The organism is Stenotrophomonas sp. X, assembly GCF_055721025.1.
The window spans coordinates 2,213,983-2,226,327 of the sequence record NZ_CM146756.1; the positions used below are offsets into that span (position 1 = coordinate 2,213,983).

At 64.9% G+C, this 12,345-nt stretch carries 11 protein-coding genes and 2 pseudogenes; 7 read left to right on the forward strand and 6 right to left on the reverse strand.

Annotation, left to right across the window (positions count from 1 at the left end):
- The first annotated feature begins 92 nt into the window (after positions 1 to 92).
- Entirely contained in the window at positions 93 to 371 is a 279-nt protein-coding gene (locus tag ACZ75I_RS10210; RefSeq protein WP_346476075.1) for a hypothetical protein, read from the forward strand.
- Between the two features lie 6 nt (positions 372 to 377).
- Here the strand turns inward: ACZ75I_RS10210 and ACZ75I_RS10215 are convergent, their stop codons facing one another.
- Together ACZ75I_RS10215 and ACZ75I_RS10220 are read right to left on the reverse strand one after the other, a co-directional pair.
- Positions 378 to 1,247, reverse strand: a complete 870-nt coding sequence (locus ACZ75I_RS10215) for a methylenetetrahydrofolate reductase (RefSeq protein ID WP_346476074.1) — start codon at positions 1,245 to 1,247, stop codon at positions 378 to 380.
- Positions 1,247 to 2,161: a LysR family transcriptional regulator gene (locus ACZ75I_RS10220; protein ID WP_346476073.1), complete on the reverse strand. Its 915-nt coding sequence runs from the start codon at positions 2,159 to 2,161 to the stop codon at positions 1,247 to 1,249. Before ACZ75I_RS10220 ends, ACZ75I_RS10215 begins: the two co-directional genes overlap by 1 nt.
- A 75-nt stretch (positions 2,162 to 2,236) precedes the next feature.
- On the opposite strand from ACZ75I_RS10220, the gene msuE reads away from it, so the two are divergent.
- The 3 genes from msuE to ACZ75I_RS10235 are packed head-to-tail and all read left to right on the forward strand — an operon-like array spanning position 2,237 to position 4,932.
- Positions 2,237 to 2,824, forward strand: a complete 588-nt coding sequence (gene msuE / locus ACZ75I_RS10225; RefSeq protein ID WP_346476072.1) for an FMN reductase — start codon at positions 2,237 to 2,239, stop codon at positions 2,822 to 2,824.
- Between the two features lie 56 nt (positions 2,825 to 2,880).
- A complete protein-coding gene (locus tag ACZ75I_RS10230; RefSeq protein WP_346476071.1) occupies positions 2,881 to 3,858 on the forward strand; it encodes a DUF1852 domain-containing protein in 978 nt (325 codons plus the stop codon).
- A gap of 39 nt (positions 3,859 to 3,897) precedes the next feature.
- On the forward strand, positions 3,898 to 4,932 hold the full coding sequence (locus ACZ75I_RS10235) for a methionine synthase (RefSeq protein ID WP_346476070.1): 1,035 nt from the start codon (positions 3,898 to 3,900) through the stop codon (positions 4,930 to 4,932).
- Here the strand turns inward: ACZ75I_RS10235 and ACZ75I_RS10240 are convergent.
- The 3 genes and pseudogenes from ACZ75I_RS10240 to ACZ75I_RS10250 all read right to left on the reverse strand — a co-directional run bounded on the left by ACZ75I_RS10240 (position 4,889) and on the right by ACZ75I_RS10250 (position 7,108).
- Entirely contained in the window at positions 4,889 to 5,446 is a 558-nt protein-coding gene (locus ACZ75I_RS10240) for a hypothetical protein (RefSeq protein WP_082783285.1), read from the reverse strand. The two genes, ACZ75I_RS10235 and ACZ75I_RS10240, sit on opposite strands and share 44 nt — an antisense overlap.
- A 78-nt stretch (positions 5,447 to 5,524) precedes the next feature.
- A pseudogene (locus tag ACZ75I_RS10245) lies at positions 5,525 to 5,999 on the reverse strand (trypsin-like serine protease).
- Positions 5,996 to 7,108, reverse strand: coding sequence for a serine hydrolase domain-containing protein (locus ACZ75I_RS10250; protein WP_472957803.1), 1,113 nt, complete (start codon positions 7,106 to 7,108; stop codon positions 5,996 to 5,998). The pseudogene ACZ75I_RS10245 and the gene ACZ75I_RS10250 overlap by 4 nt, the downstream one beginning before the upstream one ends.
- A gap of 199 nt (positions 7,109 to 7,307) precedes the next feature.
- Here ACZ75I_RS10250 and ACZ75I_RS10255 point away from each other — a divergent pair.
- Positions 7,308 to 8,003: pseudogene (locus tag ACZ75I_RS10255) on the forward strand (TonB-dependent receptor plug domain-containing protein); the annotation flags it as partial.
- 531 nt (positions 8,004 to 8,534) lie between these two features.
- Here the strand turns inward: ACZ75I_RS10255 and ACZ75I_RS10260 are convergent.
- Positions 8,535 to 10,109 carry a S15 peptidase family protein gene (locus ACZ75I_RS10260; RefSeq protein WP_346476068.1) on the reverse strand — a complete coding sequence of 525 codons (1,575 nt, stop codon included), beginning with the start codon at positions 10,107 to 10,109 and terminating at the stop codon, positions 8,535 to 8,537.
- A gap of 159 nt (positions 10,110 to 10,268) precedes the next feature.
- On the opposite strand from ACZ75I_RS10260, the gene ACZ75I_RS10265 reads away from it, so the two are divergent.
- The gene (locus tag ACZ75I_RS10265) at positions 10,269 to 11,282 is read left to right on the forward strand and encodes a DUF4034 domain-containing protein (RefSeq protein WP_180867178.1); all 1,014 of its coding nucleotides are present in this window, start codon (positions 10,269 to 10,271) and stop codon (positions 11,280 to 11,282) included.
- Between the two features lie 311 nt (positions 11,283 to 11,593).
- On the forward strand, positions 11,594 to 12,334 hold the full coding sequence (locus tag ACZ75I_RS10270; RefSeq protein WP_072167103.1) for a DNA/RNA non-specific endonuclease: 741 nt from the start codon (positions 11,594 to 11,596) through the stop codon (positions 12,332 to 12,334).
- Positions 12,335 to 12,345 lie beyond the last annotated feature (11 nt).

A 12,345-nucleotide genomic window follows, 5' to 3' on the forward strand; every position in this document is an offset into this window, starting at 1 on the left:
CGCGCCCGCCCTGCCCTCACCCGGCCGGGCACATGCCGTTAACGGCCCGGCCCTATGCTGGGGCCTCATTGGAGACCTGCGAGGTAAAAACCATGACCAAGCTGCACGCACTGATGCTGGCCGGCGGCCTGCTCGCGCTGAGCCCGCTGGCCTCGGCCGAGACCGTGAATCTGACCAACAGCGCCGAGGGCGCCAACCGCGATGCCGGTATCACTGCGGTCAAGAAGAAACTGCAGGACGCGTGTACCGAGCGCAAGGGCACGCCCGATGCTGCCTCGTTCGAGGTGGTCTTCGAGAAGACCAGCCCAAACCCGAACGTACCCAAGCCGTACTACGTGGACGGCAGGATGAAGTGCGACCTGCCGGGCTGAGGCGATTCAACCACCGGTGCCGGAAATGCGCCGCCGGTACTGCGCCATCCACTCCAGCGACGGCGCAACACCGCCGAACGGGAAGAAGTGCGGGCTGACCGGGCCATGGGCGCTGGTCAACCCCTTCACCAGGCGGTCAACGAACACCTCCGGCCCCGCCGTTCCCAGCAGCCGGCCGATCGAGATGCCATACCGGGCCAACATCGATGCACTGGCGCCCACGCCGCACATCGCGGCGTAGCGCATCAGCCGGGGGATGCTTGCCGGCCCCGGAACCCCGACCAGCACCGGAACCGTGATGCCACGCGCGCGCAGTGCATCCAGCCAGGCCAGCACGGTATCGGCATCGAAGGCGAACTGGGTGACGACCAAGGGGGCCATGCCACGTGCTTCGATGGCCTGGCATTTTCCCTCCAGCGCCTGCCAGCGTTCGTCACTGCTCATTACAGGATGCCCTTCCGGGTGCCCGCCGATAGCAACGACCTTGATGCCGGATTGCTCCAGAACACCGGTCTGGATGATCGAAGCACTATCGGCAAACGGTCCAGCAGGCGTGGCCAGGTCGCCCGCGATCAGCAGGCAACGCGCGACCCTGGCTTCGCCGGCGGCACGCTGCAGAAAGCGTTCAAGCGCTGCGCGTGACCCGACGCGCCGCGCAGAGAGATGCGGCATCGGTTCGAATCCGAGCGCGCGCACAGTGCGCGCGGCGGCCAGTCGGGCGTCGTCATCCTCGCTGGCCAGCCAGGGAATGGAGATGACGGTACCGCGCGGGATCCGATCCGCCTCGGCGCACAGCGCGGGCATGGCCTTCGCGCTGACCTCCAATGAAAAGGTGTTGATGAAGGCTTCCGCCCGCAGTGATCCAGGTACAGGCATCAACGGGCTCCGCCTGCGTTGCCGGCAAGCGGCGAGCTGTTGCGGGCCAGCTCGATGAAGGCCTGCAGGTAATCGATGCTGGTATCGGCCTCGCGCGCACCCAGATAGATCTGCTTGGGAATGCCCTTGGCGCCCAGGCGCACCGGCACCACGTCCATGCGCGCGGCGTACTCCTCCACCAACCAGCGCGGCATGGCCGCCACGCCACGGCCGCTGGCCACCATCTGCATCATGATGTCGGTGGTTTCAATGGCCTTGTGCCGTCGCGGCGTGATGCCGGCCGGCAGCAGGAACTGGTTGTAGATGTCCAGGCGTTCGAACGGCACCGGGTAGCTGATCAGCACTTCCTGGCCGAGCTGGCGCGGCTTTACGTGGTCCACCTTGGCCAGGGCGTGATTGCTGGCCACCACCAGCACCTGCTCGTAGTCGAACACCGGGATGAACTTCAGGCCTGGCTTCAGCAGCGGGTCGGGGGTGACCAGCAGGTCGATCTCGTAGCCGAACAGCGCGCCGATGCCGCCGAACTGGAACTTCTGCTTGACGTCCACGTCCACATCCGGCCACGCGGCCAGATACGGCGAGACGATCTTCAGCAGCCACTGGTAGCAGGGATGGCATTCCATGCCGATGCGCAGCGCGCCACGCTCGCCCTGTGCGAACTGGCCCAGCCGCTCCTCGGCCAGGTCCAGCTGCGGCAGCACCCGGTTGGCGACTGCCAGCAGATATTGCCCGGCCTGGGTCAGCCGCAGGCTTCGGCCTTCGCGCAGCCAGACATCGGTACCCAGCTGCTGCTCCAGCTTCTTCATGCTGTGGCTGAGCGCCGACTGGGTCAGGTTGAGCACGCCGGCAGCAGCGGTGAGCGAGCCCTGCAGCTCGACCTGCTGCACGATGCTGAGGTGGATCCGCTCCAGCATGATGATGAATCTCGCTCATGGATTGGTGAAGTAATACCATTTTACGTCATGGAAGGCACTGACTAGGATCGGGTCATGCTTTCACCTGCCCGCCCCCTTCGAATCGTCGCCGTCTCCGGCGGATTGCAACGCCCTTCCAGGGCCGCCACGCTGGCCGAGCATCTGCTGGGCCTGATCGGCGAGGACATCCATTGCGAGCAACAGCTGATCGAACTGGGCGAGCTGGCGCCGCAGCTGGCCGGCGCACTGTGGCGCTCACAGGTGCCCGACGCTGTGGAGCGGCAGCTGGTTGCTGTTGAACAGGCCGATGTCCTCGTGGTGAGCACGCCGGTCTATCGCGGTTCGTACACGGGGCTGTTCAAGCACTTCTTCGACTTCATTCACCAGGACGCACTGGTCGACACCCCCATCCTTCTGGCCGCCACCGGTGGCAGCGAGCGCCACTCGCTGGTGATCGACCATCAGCTGCGCCCGCTGTTCAGCTTCTTCCAGGCGCGCACCCTGCCACTGGGTATCTACGCCACCGATCGCGATTTCGCCGACGGCCGCGTGCACAGCGACGCCCTGATCGAGCGGGCGCGACTGGCGGTACGGCGGGCCATGCCGCTGCTGGCGCTGCCCCGCCATCGTGCCACCGCCCTTGAGACCGCCGCAGCTCTTTGAATGCCGGATGCCCTCGCCCGCATCCGGATGCCACCCCGCAACACGGAACGCCGCCCATGACGACCGACGCTTTCACCTTCAGCATCACGCGCATCCCCTTCAACGAGGATTACCAGCCGGCCGAAGGCACGCGCATCACCACCAACTTCGCCAACCTGGCGCGCGGCGCGTCCCGGCAGGAAAACCTGCGCAACACCATCCGCATGATCAACAACCGCTTCAATGATCTGGCGCATTGGGACAACCCAAGCGCCGATCGCTACGCGGTCGAGCTGGACATCATTTCGGTGGAGATGCACATCGACGGCGCCGACGGCAGCGATCCTTTCCCGTTGATCGAAGTGTTGCGCCCGACCATCGTCGACACGCACACCGGCGCGCGCACCGAAGGCATCGTCGGCAACAACTTCTCGTCCTATGTCCGTGACTACGACTTCAGCGTCGTGCTGCCGGCCAGCAACGAAGGCAAGGACACCTTCGGCATTCCGGAGGGCTTTGGCGACCTGCACGGCAAGCTGTTCCAGCACTTCCTGGAGTCTGACGCCTACCGTGCCAACTTCAGCAAGGGGCCGGTGATCTGCATCAGTGTTTCCAGCAGCAGGACCTACCACCGCACCGAGAACCATCACCCGATCCTGGGCGTGGAATACCGCCAGGGTGAGTTCTCCCCCACCGACCAGTACTTCGACAAGATGGGCCTGCGGGTGCGCTATTTCATGCCACCGGGCAGCGTCGCACCGCTGGCGTTCTACTTCCAGGGCGACCTGCTGGGCGATTACTCGAACCTGGAACTGATCGGCACCATCAGCACGATGGAGGCCTTCCAGAAGATCTACCGCCCTGAGATCTACAACGCCAATTCCGTGGCCGGCAAGGTCTACCAGCCCAGCCTGAAGCACCAGGACTACTCCTCCACCCGCATCGTCTACGACCGCGAAGAGCGCAGCCAGTTGGCCATCAAGCAGGGCCGGTTCACCGAAGAGCACTTCATCAAGCCCTATCGCGCCGTGCTTGAGCAGTGGGCCGCCCGCTGATCCATCGATTCTCCATCCGCCCCCAGGAAACAAGACGCAATGTCGACGAAGAAACTGCTCCCCACCTCCACCGCAGGCAGCCTGCCCAAGCCTTGCTGGCTGGCCGAGCCCGAGAAGCTCTGGTCACCGTGGAAGCTGCAGGACGAAGCCTTGGTTGAAGGCAAGCGGGATGCGCTGCGCCTGTCGCTGCAGGAACAGCAGCATGCCGGCATCGATATCGTCAGCGACGGCGAGCAGACCCGCCAGCACTTCGTCACTACCTTCATCGAGCATCTCAGCGGCGTTGATTTCGAGAAGCGCGAGACCGTGCGCATCCGCAACCGCTACGATGCCAGCGTGCCGACCGTGGTCGGCGCAGTGAGCCGTCCGAAGCCGGTGTTCGTGGACGATGCGAAGTTCCTGCGCCGCCAGACCACGCAGCCGATCAAGTGGGCGCTGCCCGGCCCGATGACCATGATCGATACCCTGTACGACGCGCACTACAGGAGCCGCGAGAAACTGGCCTGGGAATTCGCGAAGCTCCTCAACGAGGAGGCGAAGGAGCTGGAGGCCGCCGGCGTGGACATCATCCAGTTCGATGAGCCGGCCTTCAACGTGTTCTTCGACGAAGTGAACGACTGGGGCGTGGCCGCGCTGGAGCGTGCGATCGAAGGACTGAAGTGCGAGACCGCCGTGCACATCTGCTACGGCTACGGCATCAAGGCCAACACCGACTGGAAGCAGACGCTGGGATCGGAATGGCGCCAGTATGAAGAATCGTTCCCCAAGCTGCAGACCTCCAACCTCGACATCATCTCGCTGGAATGCCAGAACTCGCACGTGCCGATGGACCTGATCGAGCTGGTGCGTGGCAAGAAGGTGATGGTCGGTGCCATCGACGTGGCCTCCAGCACGGTGGAGACCGCCGATGAAGTAGCCAACACCCTGCGCAAGGCCCTGCAGTTCGTGGATGCTGACAAGCTTTACCCGAGCACCAACTGTGGCATGGCGCCGCTGGCGCGCGATGTGGCCAGGGGCAAGCTGCGCGCACTCAGCGCGGGGGCGAGGATCGTACGTGAGGAGCTTTCAGCGTAGCCCTGGCTGGGGATGTGTTCCCGTTTCGGCGCGGGGAGGATGGAACCTGGCCGGGTACAGACCAGGCTCCACCTCGCCCCTGCACCTCGGGCCTGGCGGCCGTCATGCGCGGCCGTGGTGCCAGCGCTTCCTTGATCCGCCCCATCTCCCCTGCCCCGGCTTCGGCCAGGCGCCGGGCCTGCTGCCGCTGTTCCCGCGTGAGCGCCGGAGGCGGTGGAGTACCGGCATCCACCAATCGCGCCACCGCATCGCGCAGAGGCAACTGCGGGCAGAGCCGTACAGCACACCATCGCTCGGCGTAGCGCTTGGCCTGACGGGTGCTGGTGGCGGACACGACCTTGACCTGTGACATCTTGCGTGCGTCCAGGTACAGGCGGAACCCTAGCGCGGCATGCGGCACGATACTGGCCACCGAACGGCCGTTCCACCACAGATCCCAGCGCTCGCCGCTCTGCACCCAGCCGGATGGCCGGGAGGCGGTCATGCACGCAGGAAATTTGGACGAAGAGGCCATGGCGGGAAGGATACGAACACCCGTCGCATGACTTGAGACCGGGCGAACATCTGCGCGGAAGGCTGCCCGGATGCATGATCAACGTGACACGTCACGTTCGATGACGCTTTCGATCCAGTCGAGGTAGCGGGACACGCGGACGTTGTAAACCACCTGGCCATAGAAGCCCGCCTCTAGCGCATGCTCGGGAACGGCGGTGATCCACGATCCAAGACCCACCACCTCTGGCGTTCCGTGATCCTCGATCAGCAGCGGACCACCGCTGTCGCCGTTTCCCAACACGCCCTCCAGTGGCAGCCCCCCGCGCGGGCGGATCGAACCGGTACCAGAGATAGCGTTCGTTGCCGCCGGTGATGGTTCGGTGCTGCATGCGCAGCGGTCAGCACCCATTGCGGAGCATGAGGACGCCATGACCCTCACCCGGCATGTCGGCCAGTGCGGGGAACACCGATGCGTCGATGTGGTATCGGGCATCGTCAACATCGTCGCGGATGACCACGGCACCGGCGGCGAACGGGATCAAGGCAAGCACCAGGATGAGGCGGCAGATCATCGGAGCCCTCCATTGCCATCCCGTGCAGCAATTCTTTCGACGAGCGTATCGATCGCCGTTTCCATGGCGTGCGCCGTCTGGTCACCGCTCTGGTTGGTGATGACGAAGATGCCAAGATCGTGCTTGGGGATGATGTAGACGTAGCACTGCGAACGCGGCACTCCCCCATGGTGGGCGTAATACACGCCCTTCAGGCGATCGCCGGAAACGATGTTCCAGAAGTAGCCGATGCTGAAGGTGTCGTCGAACCTGGCCAGTGCACGATGCGATTCGGTTACCACCGGACCGTTGGCCAGCTGGAATTCAAGGTATTTCACCATGTCCGGAACGGTGGCCTTCACGTTCCCGGAGGCGCCCCACGGCAACGTCGGCATGGGGGTGGTCGGCACCGGGTTGTCGCTGTGGTAACCGATCGCCAGGCGTGATGCCTCGGTGTCGTCCAGGCCGATCCTGATGCCCGTCATTCCGGCCGAATCACTGAAGAAGCCACGCAGCAGCACCTCGTAATCGCGCTGATGGACCTGTTCCAGAATGTGCGCGACCAGCTGCGTTCCGGCGCTGGAGTAGGCGTACTCGCCTCCCGGCGCCCGGAGGATCTGCACCGCATGCAGGTCCCGCAGGAAGTCCGACTTGCCGTAGCTGGCATAGATGGCATTCAGCTCACCGGGCGTGCGTTGATCGGTGAAGTCCTCCAGCACCGTATTCGCGCGCTCCGGCAGCATGTTCGGCAGGCCACTGGTATGCGACAGCAGATGGCGGATGCGGATGGGCTCATCCTTGAACTGCAGGTTGGGATAGTCACCCTGCAGATACTTGCGAACATCGTCATCCAACCCCAGCCTGCCCTCCAGGACCGCATGGGCGATCAGAGTGCCAGCCAAGGTCTTGCTCAACGAGCCGATCTCGTAGAGCGTCGCATCGGTCGGTGCGCCAGACTTGCCGGCAACCATCTCGCCGTGATGACGGATGAACGTCCTGCCACGGTGCACGACGGCGATCGAAGTGGAGTGCAGCAGTGGCTGCTCGATCAGTGTCTGCGCCACCTGCTCGATATCCGTCCCAAGATCCTTCGCCGGTACGTCCTTGTGCGTGCAGCGTGCGGCCAGCAACGCAGTGGACAGGACAAAGGCGCTCAGCCACACCTTGCTTCGGACAGTCATCGAACGGGCTTCCATGCGTGGGCGATCCAGGCGGCGTGGGAACGGGCGCTCAAGATAGCCCATTGTCAGCCGCGTCTGGAGGTGCCATCTGGCACCTCCAGCGGGACTCGACCATGGCCGCCCCCGAACTGGCCTTGACCCAGCCCTTGCGTTTACCTCCGAGGCGCTGGACAAGATGAATGTCCAGGACATCAGCAACCTGGATGCGCAGGTGCCCAACCTGACCATTTACGCCGCCCGCGGCGCCAGCAGCACGATTACCGCCTACATCCGCGGCATCGGCCAGTCCGATCCCACCTGGGGCGCGGATCCGGGTGTGGGCATCTACCTGGACGACGTCTATATCGCGCGTCCGCAGGGTGCGCTGCTGGATGTGTTCGATGTCTCGCGCATCGAGGTGCTGCGCGGCCCGCAGGGCAAGCTGTGTGGCAAGAACACCATCGGCGGCGCGATCAAGTACATCTCGCGCGGCCTGCCCACCCAGACCGAGGGCTTCGCCCAGATCACCATGGGCAACTACAGCCAGCTGGATGCGAAGGCGGCCATCGGCGGCCCGATCGGCGGTGCCAACAGTGGCCTGCGCGCCCGTGTGGCAGTGGCCAGCATGAACCACGACGGGTTTGGCGAGAACACCTTCAACGGCCAGCCGGTCAGCGACAAGCAGATCAACGCGGCACGCCTGAACCTGGGCGCGTATGCGGGCGATGACTTCGACGTGCAGTTCGCACTGGACTGGATCGACGATCAGTCCGGCATGCGCGGCTCGAAGATGCTGGCGCCCAATCCGTTCCTGCGCGCCTACCCGCCGATGGACAGCCGCTATGACATCCGCTCGGGCATGCGCACGCGATACCGTGGAGGCCGTGACAGTGTGGTCGGACATCATCCGCAACCATCTTGTGATTGTCGAGGATCTCGGCGCGCACATGACCATCGAGGATTCCCTGCACTCGACCGTACGCGCCACAGGCGTCAGCTACGAGCGGACGCTGGTGATCTTCGATGCGCCGCGTCCGCCGTCGGCGCGCGTCGCCAAGGCAATCCTGACGTTCACCACGGCTGGCCCGGTCGATTGCCCGTTCCGTGACGTTCCCGAGGATTCCGGGCAGGCCATCGCGCCGTTGCTGGACATGGACAACCAGCGCAAGGTGGCGGCCTCGATCATCCAAGGCTTCGTGCAACGGGCCAACCCGTCCAGGCAGCACGAAATGATCCGAGTGTTGCTGCCGCAGGGGGAGTGAGCCGCGCCACCCTGCCCTGCACCTGGATCGCATCCATCGCGCAAGCTCCGCCGCAGCGCGGGTGCGGAGCAACTGATCCACCCGGAAACGCCTTCGCCCGGCATGGCGTCGAGCGAAGGCCGTGTGGCTTTGAATCAATGCAGCGGCACCTTCAGCACCGAAGGCGCGTTGGCCGGCGAGCTGAAGGTGACCGCACCGCCCAGCTGGCTGATGCCCGCATAGCGCAGGTCCACGGTATCGACCACCAGGGTCAGCCGGCTGCCGGTCGGTAGGTTCCAGCTGCTGGCTTCCAGGCGAAGATCGATGGTTCTCGGCTGGCCGGGCGTGGCACCGCGCAGGGTGTACGGCTTGTGGCTGATCAGCTGGCCGTTGCCCAGCATATCCTCGGCATACAGGTAGGCATACAGCGTGGTGTTGGCGCGCGTGGGCGTCACCGTCAGCCGCACTTCCGGTGCGCCATCCAGGCGGCGTGCACTCCAGTAGATCGGGCCTTGCCAGACGCCTGCGGCGTTGCGGCCAACGAACGGCACATAGGCGCCGGGCGGCAGGTTGAACATCTGCAGCGCGCCGGACGCCATCACCACGCCGGAGTTGGCGGCGGTCAGCAGGCCGCTGCCGATCCGGTAGTTCCAACCGGTGCCGCCACCGCTCTCGGCCAGCCCTCCGGTGGGCAGCAGAAACCCGGTCGGCGCGGTCAGCCCGTAGCTTACGGCGCCGGTAGAGGTGGCCTGCCAGTCCGCATAACGGCTCCAGCTGCCCTTCTGCGACTTCAACTGCACCGCCGGCTGGCGGTCGATGCCATTGGCCACGCCCTTGAGGTAGTGGTCGAACCAGTCGCCCACCGCGGCATAGACTTCATTGGGAATGCCGAGCGCACCGAAGGCTTCGTTGAGGGCGTGGTCGCCATGGCGCAGCTGCAACTGCTTGGGTCCCTTCAGGCGGGTAAAGAAGTCGACCAGCTGGCCCGGCGGGAACAGGCTGTCGTTGAAGGCGTTGGCGAGGAATACCGCGGGTTGGTTGGCATTGATCTCATCAAGGCTGCTGGCCGGGCTGCGCTGTGCCGCTACCGGCAGCAGCGAGTCCACCGCCCCCTGGTAGTTGCCGACCAGCACATTGCGGTTGATGGTGGCCAGCTCCGCTCCGGGGCGGCCAGTGGCCAGGCCCGCTGCCACCAGCAGGGCGATGCCCTGTGCGCTGGGCGTGTCATGGCTGTAGAGCGACGCCTGCAGGTCGGCCCAGCCGCTCAGCGCGGCAACGGCCTTGATGCGCGGATCGCGTGCCGCCGCCAGCAGGCTGGTGCCGGCCCCGTAGGAGATGCCAGAGACACCGATCCTGGCCGGATCGGCCCGGGTGTTGGCCAGCGCCCAGTCGATCAGGGCACTGACATCTTCGACCGTGGCGGGCCCGGCGATGTCGATGCTGCCGCCGGACTCCCAGAAGCCGCGCGAGCTGTAGCTGATGACCACATAGCCGCGCTGCGCCAGCGACTGTGCCGCGCCCACGTACTCCACGCTGGGCACTGCCCAGCTGCTGGGCATCACCAGCAGCGGATAGCGGCCACTGCCGGCATCCTGGGGTTCGATGACGAAGGCCCCGAGGGGCGTGCCATCCCAGCTGGGGATGGTGCGATGGGTGGTCTTGACCGTGGCCGCCAGGGCCGTGGGCGCCAGCCCGGTCAGCAGGATCAACAGCAGCAGAACCTTGCGCATCGTTGTCTCTCCCCGTCGGTGGTGGTGCAACGGATCGGACCGTACCAGTGCGAATGGTGGCTGGCACCTTGCGACGCAACATGCCGCAAAGCGCGCCTTGCTATGCTTCGAGGCACTGCGGGCCCTCCGCAGTCTCCCATCAAAGCAAGGACGCCCCCGATGCACAGGATGCTCGTCGCAGGCACGCTCTCCAGCGTCGCCTGTCTGTTCGCCCCTTCAGTGTTGGCGGAAGATGCCCCCGAACCGACCAACGACTGCGCGGAGATTGCGCGGCTGATGGCCAACGACGACTTTGCGGCACTCGACGCGATGGCCGCGCGTTTCCGCAAGGGCGAACTCAACGCCGCCGGCCAATCCCGGCTCGGCCGTTTCTACATCTGCATGTCGCGTGCAATCGGCACGTCGCGGCAGGAGGTTCAAGCCTGGAACGACTGGTCTGCATGGGCGGCGCGCTGGGTTCAGTACGCGCCGAAGTCTGCGGCGGCCCATCTGATCACCGCACGGATTCCACTCAACCTGGCCTGGAGCTACCGCGGCAACGGTTACGCCAACACCGTCAACGCCGAAGACTGGGCACAGTTCCATGAGTACAACGCGGTTTCGCGGGCCTACCTGCAATCGCATGAGGATGTTGCCGGCGGCGACCCGTTCTGGCACGAAATGAACGTGCTGATCGCGCTGCGCGAAAGCGCGGATGACGACGAAATGCTGGCGCTCGTTGATCGCGCAGCGAAGGCCTTCCCCGACTACGAACCACTGCACCTCATTGCCATGGAGTACTTCACGCCGGCCTGGGGTGGCAGTGCGCAGAAGATGGAAGCCTTCGCGCGGCACTCGATGGCCAGCGCACCGAAGAAGAAGCGGGCCATGCGCTACGCACGGCTGTACTGGTCGGCCACCGAATATTCGCCCGATCACTTCCGCGCGGCGAAGCCCGATTGGCCGCTGATGCGCCAGGGGCTGGACGAAATCGCCCAGCAGTACCCGACCATCGACAACCTGGAATCGATCGTCCGCTATGCCTGCCTGGCACGCGACGGCGACGCACTGGTCCGCTGGAATCGTTTGTGGTTGAGCCGCGCCGGTTTCGACGAGGCGGCCATTGCGCACTCGACCGAGCAAAGCAAGGCCGCATGCCTGGCGCCGGACGAAGAACAGGAAACATTCCTGTAGCGCCCGCCGCCGCAGGCCCAGGGGCGCAGCTGGCAGGCCTGCCAGGCGCCTAGCACGCGCGCGTGTCATCCACGCGCCGCGTGATCTGACATATCACCAGTGCTTGCGCATGATCACAGCTTCGCCCTTTCGTCATTGACCACAAGGCGCCAGCTTGTGACGCTTATGACACCGCAGGGCTGATGGCCCAACAACGCGGCCAGGTTCCACCGCAATCCGCAGCATCCGTCTCCGCAGCATCTCCGCATGTCCTCGCCCCGGCCAGGTCGTGACGGGCGGCTGCGCCCTGAATCTTCTGCTGGAGAATCGAAATGCGCCTTGCAAGCTTTGTCTTTGCTTTCGTACTCAGTGCTTTTGCCGGTGCTGCACAGGCCCAGGTGGTCACCCTCAACAAGGGCGGCTTCGTGCTGACCTACGACTGCAGCATCCACAGCGCCACCCGCTACGAGTACACGCTTACTGCCGATACCGGTTCGGCCGCACGGCCGTCCAGCTTCTACAAGGACCCGGACCTGCCGGCCGGTTGCTTGGGCCAGACCAGCACCGCGTCCTACGCCAGCATCAGATCCGGCTACGACCGTGGCCATCTGGTCACGTCCAACCACATGGACTACGACGCGACCTACATCCGCCGCGCCAACTACATGACCAACATCGTGCCGCAGGTGTCCAGCTTCAACCAGGGCATCTGGGTGAAGGCCGAGAACGTGGCCGAGTGCTACCGCGACATCGCACCAGTGGACGTCTACGGTGGCGTGGTCTACGGCGACGCCGCCAACGATTACTTCCTGGCCAGCCATGGCATCCCGACCCCGGAGTTCTTCTGGAAGACGATCATCACCCGTGACCCGAACACCGGAACCGCCAAGGCGATCAGCTGGATCATTCCCAACGAGGCCAACCTGGGCAGCCTCGACAACTACCTGGTGACGATTGCCGATCTGGAGGAGCTGCTGGGCGCCAGCTATGTGGCGATCAACGCACCGACCTCGCTGAAGAACATGCTGCCGGCCAGCACCTGGCCGCAGCCTGCAGGGTGTGACCTGGGCTGATCGGCAGGCAG

Excerpts from the sequence above, each read along its gene's own strand:
- ACZ75I_RS10210 (WP_346476075.1), top strand. The coding sequence starts at position 93 with ATGACCAAGCTGCACGCACTGATGCTGGCCGGCGGCCTGCTCGCGCTG.
- ACZ75I_RS10215 (WP_346476074.1), bottom strand. The coding sequence starts at position 1,247 with ATGCCTGTACCTGGATCACTGCGGGCGGAAGCCTTCATCAACACCTTT.
- ACZ75I_RS10220 (WP_346476073.1), bottom strand. The coding sequence starts at position 2,161 with ATGCTGGAGCGGATCCACCTCAGCATCGTGCAGCAGGTCGAGCTGCAG.
- msuE (WP_346476072.1), top strand. The coding sequence starts at position 2,237 with ATGCTTTCACCTGCCCGCCCCCTTCGAATCGTCGCCGTCTCCGGCGGA.
- ACZ75I_RS10230 (WP_346476071.1), top strand. The coding sequence starts at position 2,881 with ATGACGACCGACGCTTTCACCTTCAGCATCACGCGCATCCCCTTCAAC.
- ACZ75I_RS10235 (WP_346476070.1), top strand. The coding sequence starts at position 3,898 with ATGTCGACGAAGAAACTGCTCCCCACCTCCACCGCAGGCAGCCTGCCC.
- ACZ75I_RS10240 (WP_082783285.1), bottom strand. The coding sequence starts at position 5,446 with ATGGCCTCTTCGTCCAAATTTCCTGCGTGCATGACCGCCTCCCGGCCA.
- ACZ75I_RS10260 (WP_346476068.1), bottom strand. The coding sequence starts at position 10,109 with ATGCGCAAGGTTCTGCTGCTGTTGATCCTGCTGACCGGGCTGGCGCCC.
- ACZ75I_RS10265 (WP_180867178.1), top strand. The coding sequence starts at position 10,269 with ATGCACAGGATGCTCGTCGCAGGCACGCTCTCCAGCGTCGCCTGTCTG.
- ACZ75I_RS10270 (WP_072167103.1), top strand. The coding sequence starts at position 11,594 with ATGCGCCTTGCAAGCTTTGTCTTTGCTTTCGTACTCAGTGCTTTTGCC.